General features: G+C 64.1%; 6 protein-coding genes and 1 pseudogene. 1 reads left to right on the top strand and 6 read right to left on the bottom strand.

The genetic code is table 11. The annotated features are described in order from the left end of the window. The 6 genes and pseudogenes from GJ699_RS33770 to fliF form a co-directional block, all read right to left on the bottom strand. Positions 1-915: pseudogene (locus tag GJ699_RS33770) on the bottom strand (flagellar hook-length control protein FliK); the annotation flags it as partial. A 29-nt stretch (positions 916-944) separates the two neighbouring features. Then, on the bottom strand, positions 945-1,385 hold the full coding sequence (gene fliJ / locus GJ699_RS33765) for a flagellar export protein FliJ (protein WP_154383795.1): 441 nt from the start codon (positions 1,383-1,385) through the stop codon (positions 945-947). 36 nt (positions 1,386-1,421) lie between these two features. Further along, positions 1,422-2,846, bottom strand: coding sequence for a flagellar protein export ATPase FliI (gene fliI / locus GJ699_RS33760; RefSeq protein ID WP_154383794.1), 1,425 nt, complete (start codon positions 2,844-2,846; stop codon positions 1,422-1,424). Between the two features lie 4 nt (positions 2,847-2,850). Further along, the gene (locus GJ699_RS33755; RefSeq protein ID WP_154383793.1) at positions 2,851-3,606 is read right to left on the bottom strand and encodes a flagellar assembly protein FliH; all 756 of its coding nucleotides are present in this window, start codon (positions 3,604-3,606) and stop codon (positions 2,851-2,853) included. Beyond that, positions 3,606-4,604, bottom strand: a complete 999-nt coding sequence (gene fliG, locus GJ699_RS33750) for a flagellar motor switch protein FliG (RefSeq protein WP_072781382.1) — start codon at positions 4,602-4,604, stop codon at positions 3,606-3,608. Before fliG ends, GJ699_RS33755 begins: the two co-directional genes overlap by 1 nt. After that, positions 4,597-6,333 (bottom strand): flagellar basal-body MS-ring/collar protein FliF, encoded by a 1,737-nt coding sequence (fliF, locus tag GJ699_RS33745; RefSeq protein ID WP_154383792.1) that lies wholly within the window; start codon positions 6,331-6,333, stop codon positions 4,597-4,599. Before fliF ends, fliG begins: the two co-directional genes overlap by 8 nt. Before the next feature lie 228 nt (positions 6,334-6,561). Here fliF and fliE point away from each other — a divergent pair, with 228 nt between their 5' ends. Then, positions 6,562-6,906 (top strand): flagellar hook-basal body complex protein FliE, encoded by a 345-nt coding sequence (gene fliE / locus GJ699_RS33740; protein WP_154383791.1) that lies wholly within the window; start codon positions 6,562-6,564, stop codon positions 6,904-6,906. Positions 6,907-6,991 lie beyond the last annotated feature (85 nt).

The raw sequence follows: 6,991 nt of genomic DNA, 5'->3' as shown, positions 1-6,991 counted from the left end.
TACTGGAGCGGCGACCACTGGTTCGACAGCGACCACTGGCGCGGCAGCTTCGGCAACCGGAGCGGCTTCCACCGCGGCGGCGGCGGCTGGAGCTGCTGCCGCGGCGGCTGCGGCGGCGGCGGCGTCGGCTGCGCGCGGGGCGGGGGCGGCAGCTCTCGTCGGTCCCGGTTTGAATTCGATGGCGCCGGCGGCGCCATCCTGCGTGGCTTGCAGCGCGGCGGCATCAGTGTCGGCGGCTCCGGAGGCTTTGGCAGTGGCGGCGGCCAGTGCGGCGGCATCGGCATCGGCGCTGGTGGCGGCAGCGTCGCTACCCGCACTCAAGGCCGCTGCGGCGGCTGCGGCAGCGGCGGCCAGTGCGGCGGCGCTGGCGGCGCCGGTGGTCACGGTGGCACCGGCGGTGGCGGCATCGACGCTGGCGGCGGCAGGGGCGGGTGGTGGCGTCAGCGGTTGGTTGAAGGCGGCCACCAGGGCCAGCATGTCGGCCACCGGATCGGCGCTTTGCGCGGCCTTTGCATCGCTGGCGGCGGCGTCGCTAGCGCTGGTTTTGCTATCGCTATCGGTGCTGTCGCTGTCGCTGCTCTGGGTTTGCGTGGTACTAGTCTGGCTGCTGGTGTCGGTGCTGGCAGTGCTGCTGGCCGCCGTGGTGTCGGCGTCGTCGTTTTCCGGCTGGCTGGGTTTGGCGGGCGCGCTTTGCTGCTTGGCAGGCGCGGACGCGCGCGACGCGGCAGGGCGCTCGGCGGCGCGGGTAGGCTGGTTGCTGCTGGTGGCGCTGCTGGCCTCGCGCTGATCCATCTCGCGCGACAATGCCTGCTTGAACGCATCATTGTCGCCGCTGGCGCCAAAGCTGACCGTATTCTTGGACGTGGTCACCGCATTGGCGTTCAGGGTAGGAATTTGGAGGTTCTGAGTCTGCATGTTGTACGCCGTATCGGTTGATTAATCCGTCATCGTTTGTAGTACGCGGCCCGGGCTGCGAATTCGTCCATCAGCTTCTGGTCGCGCTTGTTTTCCAGCTTGAGCGCGGCGGCATCGGCGCGGTCGTTCAGCGTGGAATACGACATGCGCTTGCGTTCGCTGGCCTGCCACGCCGCCTTTTCCTGGCCGCTGCGGTGTTCGGCGTGGTGGATCATATCGGTCTGGCCCTTGATCGCGGTTTCCAGCTTTTCAATGAACGCCACGAAATTGCGATAAGCCATCGGCGTGATGCCTGCCGCCTGTGCCGCTTCGAAGCGCTTGACGTATTCCTCGCGGAAATTCACCAGCATGACGTGCTTTTGCTTGGCGTCGTCGACCGCCCTCAGTGCCACGCCCAGCCGTTTGGCGGCATCGTCGGTTTCGCGACGCGCCAGGTCCATCAAGGTCTCTAATTGCGCTTTGGAAGCCATAATGAATCCATTATAGGTGGCCGCTCAGGGCTTCAATCAGTCGAACAGAGAGGTAAGTTGCCCCAAACTCTCGCCCATGGTGACGCGTTCCGTGATCTGTTGCTGTAAGAAATTTTCTATCCGATCATGCAACTGGATAGCCTGGTCCAGCACCGGATCGGTGCCGGCGGCGTAGGCGCCGACGCTGATCAGGTCGCGACTGCGCTCGAAGCGTGAAAACAGCTGTTTCAGGTGGCGTGCCTTGGTCTGGTGCTCGTGCGAGGTGATCGAGTGCATGGCGCGGCTGATCGACTGTTCGATGTCGATCGCCGGATAGTGGCCGGCCTCGGCCAGACGACGGTTCAGCACGATGTGGCCGTCCAGAATCGCCCGTGCCGAGTCGGCGATCGGGTCTTGCTGGTCGTCGCCCTCGGTCAGCACGGTGTAGAAGGCGGTGATCGAGCCGCCGCCCAGCTCGCCATTGCCGGCGCGCTCGACCAGCACCGGCAGCTTGGCGAATACCGATGGCGGATAGCCCTTGGTGGCCGGCGGTTCACCGATCGCCAGCGCGATTTCCCGTTGCGCCATGGCGTAGCGGGTCAGAGAATCCATGATCAGCAGCACGTTTTGGCCCTTGTCGCGGAAATGCTCGGCAATCGCGGTGCAATACGCCGCGCCCTGCAGCCGCATCAGCGGCGGCGTGTCGGCCGGGGCCGCCACCACCACCGAGCGCGCCAGACCTTCCTCGCCCAGGATTTGTTCGATGAATTCCTTGACCTCGCGGCCGCGTTCGCCGATCAGGCCGACGATGATGATGTCGGCCTCGGTGTAGCGCGCCATCATGCCCAGCAGCACCGACTTGCCGACGCCGGAGCCGGCGAACAAGCCCATGCGCTGGCCGCGTCCCACCGTCAACATGGCGTTGATGCAGCGCACGCCCACGTCCAGCGTTTCAACGATGGGCGCGCGGCCTAGTGGGTTGGCGGGGCGGGTGTTGATGGGCGCGCTCTCGACGGCGTTGATCGGGCCGTGGCCATCCAGCGGCCGGCCGGCGGCGTCCACCACCCGGCCCAGCAGCTCGATGCCGACCGGCAGGTGGCGCGCGCGGTCGCTGGGGCGGCGGCGTGGATGGCTGACGCTGCCCGGCTTGGGTATCGACGGCTCAACCGGGAACACGCGGGTGCCCGGCACCACGCCCTCGACATCGGACTGCGGCATCAGGAACAGCTTGTCGCCTTCGAAACCAACCACTTCGGCTTCGATCTTGCCGCCGCTGGGCAATGGCACGGTGCAGGCGGCACCGACCGCCAGGCGCAGGCCGACCGCTTCCATCACCAGCCCCGCGACCCGGGTGACGCGGCCGGAGACTTGCATCGGCTCCACCATCTCTACCAGCGCGGCGCAGTCGTTCAGATAGGATTTCCAGCGCCCGGCGTGGGCGTTGGCCGAGGTAGGAGAAGGGGCGTTGGCGACCGCGTCCATGAGATCAGTCCAGCCAATCCACTTCTTTGCCCAGCGCATGGCTGAGGCGCTGCCAGCGCGCGGCGGCGGTGGCGTCGATGGTGTTGCTGGCGGTATCGACCTTGCAGCCGCCGCGGCCGACCGATGGGTCTTCGACCACGCGCCAGCCGCCTTTGCTCAGTTCCTCGCCGATGCTGGCGCGCACGGTCGGCGCGTCGTCCGGATGCAGCGCCAGCAGCGCCGGTTGTTGCAGCACCGGCAGGTATTCGATGGCGTCGCGCACGATCGGCAAGATCAGCTCGGGCTTGACCTGCAGCGCGTTCTTCAGCATGCCCTTGGCCAGTTGCAGCGCCAGTTCCAGCACCTCGTTGGCGATCAGCTGATCGGCATCCTGCAGCGCGGTGCTGAAGTTGTCGGCCAGCACGCGCACTTGTTGCAACTCTTCCTTCAGCGCTTCCTGGGCGGCCGCCATGGCGTCGGCGTGGCCGGCCTCGTGGCCCTCGTCATAGCCATCTTTGCGCGCCGATTCGCGGATCGCTTCCAGCTCCTCGACGGTGGGGTAGACCGTGGGCGGTGGCAGCGGCGGCCCCATTTCCATCTGTTCCTGCTGTGCTTGCAAAGCTTCGTGCATGCGCTGCTTGGCCGCCAGACGGGCGTTCTCGGCGTCGATCTCGCGCTGTTCCGCTTCGCGCAGCGCGACCATGCTGGGACGCTCGTCGCCAAACGAGGTCATTTCCCAGCGCTTGAAGGCCGGCTGCGCGTCTTTCGATTGAATAGCCATTAAACGAAGGAATCCTCACCTTTGCCACCGAGCACAATCTGGCCTTCGTCGGCCAGGCGGCGCACGATTTGCAGAATTTGTTTTTGCTGGGTTTCCACTTCCGACAGCCGCACCGGACCTTTGGATTCCAGGTCTTCGCGCATCATTTCCGACGCGCGCGCCGACATGTTCTTGAAGATCTTGTCGCGCAACTCCTGCGACGCGCCCTTGAGCGCGATGATCAGCATTTCCGACTGCACTTCGCGCAGCAGCAACTGGATGCCGCGGTCGTCGATATCGATCAGATTGTCGAACACGAACATTTCGTCCATGATCTTCTGCGCCATATCGTTGTCGTAGTTCTTGATATTGTCCATGACCGAGCTTTCCTGCTCGCCGGACATGAAGTTGAGAATCTCGGCCGCCGCGCGCACCCCGCCCAGCGTCGATTTCTTGATGTTTTCGTTACCCGACAGCAGCTTGGTCAGCACGTCGTTCAGCTCGCGCAGCGCGGCCGGCTGCACGCCGTCCAGCGTGGCGATCCGCAGCACCACGTCGTTGCGCAGGCGGTCGGTGAAATTGCCGAGGATTTCGCAGGCCTGGTCGCGCTCCAGGTGGACCAGGATGGTGGCGATGATCTGCGGGTGCTCGTTGCGGATCAGCTCGGCCACGGATTGCGAATCCATCCACTTCAGCGATTCGATGCCGGACGCGTCCTTGCCACCCAGAATCCGCGACAGCAGCACCGAGGCCTTGTCGTCGCCCAGCGCCTTGGTCAGCACCTGGCGGATGTACTCGTCGGAGTCCAGGCCCACGGTGGAGGCGGCCGCGACCATGTCGCGGAAATTGTCCAGCGTGCCCACCACTTCCTCGTGCGGCACGTTTTTCATGGTCGCCATGGCGGCGCCCAGCTTCAGCACCTCGCGCGGGCCGAGGAACTTCATCACCTCGGCGGCCTCGGTTTCGCCCATCGCCAGCATCAGGATGGCGGCTTTTTGCAGTCCGGTATTCTCAGTCATTGGCGCCTATCCATTCCTTAATCACGTTGGCCACAATGCGTGGGTCTTCCACCGCCAGTTTCTTGGCCATGGCCAGGTTTTCGCGGTAGCCGCGCGCGGTGTTTTCTTCCATTTTGCGCAACTCTTCTTCGGCGATGAGCGCTGGATCTGGTTCGTCCGGCAAGATTTCTTCCGGCACTTCCGGTTCCGGCTCCGGCGCATTGATCTCGTCGATCTTCTTGAACACCGGGCGCATCATCGGCCGCACGATGCGCAGCACAATATACAGCAGGATCAGGGCGGTAATCAGGAACTTGGCCAGATCCTTGGCCATCGGCAAGTTGGCCGGATCTTTCCACCATTCCGGTGGCGCCTCGTACGGCTTGTCGACGCCATCGAACGGCGAATTGGCGACGCTGACGGCGTCGCCGCGGTCCTGGTTGTAGCCCATGGCCTGCTTGACCAGATCATTGATCTTGGCCATCTCTTCAGGAGTATAGGCTTTTACCGTAACTTTGCCGTCCTTATCGATGATGCGCTTGTAGTTGATCACCACCGCCACCGTCAGGCGGCGCAGGCCGCCCATGCCGCGCTGCTCGTAGCGCACGGTCTTGTCGACTTCATAATTGGTAGTCGATTCCTTGTGGCTGGGGTTGGCGGCCGCGCCGGCGGCGGCGGTGCCGGGCGGCGTGCCCGGTGCCGGCGCGTTGGGACCGTTGGCCTGGGCGGTCTGGTTCAACGGCGCGGTGGCGGTGCCCGGTGGCTGATTCGACAGCGCGCCCGGAATCCCGCCCGGATTGGCGGCGCCGTTGTTGCCGTTGGTTTCGCTGGTCTGCTGGCTGCGGATGGCCGAGGCCGCCGGCGGCGAGTTCGGCTTGTAATTTTCCGATGCCTGCTCGATCTGCGCGAAATCGACATCGGCCACCGCTTCGGCGCGCACATTGCCGTCGCCGACGATCGGGATCACGATCGACTCCACTTGCTTGATGACCTGGGCCTGCATGTCCTTGACGTATTTCAGCTGCTGCTCATCGAGCTTGGCGTTGCTGGCGCCCGGCTTGTCCTGGTCGGAAATCAGATTGCCGGCCTGGTCGACCACGCTGACGTTGGATGGCAACAGTTCCGGCACCGCCGAGGCCACCAGGTGGACGATGGCGCCGGTTTGCTGCTTGTCCAGCATGCGGTTGGGGTGCAGCGTGACGATCACCGACGCGGTCGGCTTTTGCTGGTCGCGCACGAACACCGATGGTTTCGGCAGCGCCAGGTGGACTCGGGCGTTCTCGACCGGCGCCAGCGACATGATGGAACGCGCCAGTTCACCTTCCAGCGCGCGCTGGTAATTGACCTGCTCGGCAAACTGGGATACGCCCAGCTTCTGGTTTTCCATCAGCTCGAAGCCGACATTGCCGCCTTTGGGCAGCCCTTGCGCCGCCAGCTTGAGGCGAATGTCGTGCACCTGATCGGCCGGCACCAGGATGGCGCTGCCATTGTCCGCGAACTTGTGCTTGACCTGCATCTTGTCCAGTTCGGCCGTGATGGCGCCGCCGTCGCGGTCGGTGTAGTTGGAGAACAGCACCGCGTACTCGGGCGGCTTGTTCCACAGCCACAGTCCGAGCAGGACAGCGACGATGGCGGCGGCACCGGCGGCGCGCACGAAGTTGCGGCCCATCGGCGTCTGGATGAAAGGCAGTTTCTCGGCGCCGTCGTCGGGCGTTGCTGTGGCGTTATCGATTTCTTCCGCTACGGCCATGATGGTTGGGTCCCGGATGAGGGTTCTATAAGGAATACCGCCATTATTGCTGGAAATTGGGAAAAGCAAACCCCCGAACAGCGCACGGTTTACGGTCCTGCTCGATCCAGAGGGCTGGCGTGTTTCTTGTTAATCTGTCAGGGCTGAGAAAGCCGTGCGTCATTGTAACGCCAGGCCCAGCCAAGTCGTGAAAATTATTTCACGAAAGCAATAACGAGGGAGTGAGGTATGAAAACAGGAGGAATCGACAGCAGTCAGATTCAGTCGATGATCGCGCAGTTGAAGGCGGCGGCCACCAAGCCCAGCCTGACGCCGCCGGTGATCCAGACCGAGCCGGCGGCGACCACCAAGGCCGAGTTCAGCGACGCCTTGAAGAGCGCGTTGGACTCGGTGAACGCCAGCCAGGTCCAGGCGGACGGGCTGAGCAAGCAATTCGCCAGTGGCGACGACAGCGTCAGCCTGTCCGACGTCATGATTGCGCAGCAAAAAGCCAGCATCAACTTCCAGGCCACGCTCCAGGTGCGCAACAAACTGGTGTCGGCCTACCACGACATCATGAACATGCAAGTCTAAAACCCGGGGTCAATCCTCCCAAAGCTACACGGGCTCTGCCGTAGCGGAACGCTACGGCAGAGCCCGTGTAGCTTTGGGAGGATTG

It is taken from the genome of Duganella guangzhouensis (genome assembly GCF_009674535.1).
Taxonomy (GTDB): domain Bacteria; phylum Pseudomonadota; class Gammaproteobacteria; order Burkholderiales; family Burkholderiaceae_D; genus Rugamonas; species Rugamonas guangzhouensis.
The sequence above is the reverse complement of the archived record's forward strand: the minus strand, read 5'-3'. Positions and strand labels throughout refer to the sequence as shown.

Coding starts and splice junctions, on each gene's coding strand:
- fliF (WP_154383792.1), bottom strand. CDS start 6,333: ATGGCCGTAGCGGAAGAAATCGATAACGCCACAGCAACGCCCGACGAC.
- fliG (WP_072781382.1), bottom strand. CDS start 4,604: ATGACTGAGAATACCGGACTGCAAAAAGCCGCCATCCTGATGCTGGCG.
- fliJ (WP_154383795.1), bottom strand. CDS start 1,385: ATGGCTTCCAAAGCGCAATTAGAGACCTTGATGGACCTGGCGCGTCGC.
- GJ699_RS33755 (WP_154383793.1), bottom strand. CDS start 3,606: ATGGCTATTCAATCGAAAGACGCGCAGCCGGCCTTCAAGCGCTGGGAA.
- fliI (WP_154383794.1), bottom strand. CDS start 2,846: ATGGACGCGGTCGCCAACGCCCCTTCTCCTACCTCGGCCAACGCCCAC.
- fliE (WP_154383791.1), top strand. CDS start 6,562: ATGAAAACAGGAGGAATCGACAGCAGTCAGATTCAGTCGATGATCGCG.